The organism is Ferrovum myxofaciens, assembly GCF_000735045.1.
Taxonomy (GTDB): domain Bacteria; phylum Pseudomonadota; class Gammaproteobacteria; order Burkholderiales; family Ferrovaceae; genus Ferrovum; species Ferrovum myxofaciens.
In genome coordinates this window covers 1-518 of record NZ_JPOQ01000491.1, presented here as the reverse complement: position 1 = coordinate 518, position 518 = coordinate 1, and the positions used below count along the sequence as shown (strand labels likewise).

Sequence of the window (518 nt, the reverse complement as noted above, 5' to 3'; positions counted from 1 at the left end):
ACTTCCCTCGACTGGGCGGGGATCATTCCGGCGGGGACCATTACCAACATGTATACGGCCAATGCAGGGACTCCTTTTTCCGGAATCAGAAGTGGCAATCGAACCTTGCTGGATATGGTCTTTACGTCCAATCTGACGCAGTCCCTGACTTTCATTCTGAATGCGGATCATTCCAGCCAGCAGAATGTGGTGATCGGTGCCACGCCCAATCAGGTGGGGACAGAGGTTTACTGGGGGTTGGCAGCCTATCTGAATTATCAGATCAACGATCAATACCGGGTATCATTCCGGACGGAACAATTGAAGGATGAATCGGGGGTGGCGGTGGCGGCCCCAGGAACGCTGCCTGGTCCCAATACCGTGCGGGAAGCAACCTTGACTCTGGGGTACGCACCGGTCAAAGACTTCGAACTGCGTGCCGAACTGCGGGGAGACCGTGCGAGTCAAGGAATCTTTGCTTCTTCCAATGGGACCCTGTATCAGAGCATGGTGACCTATGGTTTGCAAGGCATTTACAA

General features: G+C 54.1%; 1 protein-coding gene. It reads left to right on the top strand.

What is annotated here, in order from left to right; genetic code table 11:
* A partial coding sequence (locus IV91_RS0114740) for an outer membrane beta-barrel protein (protein WP_031599571.1) occupies window positions 1-518 on the top strand: 518 nt, incomplete at both ends.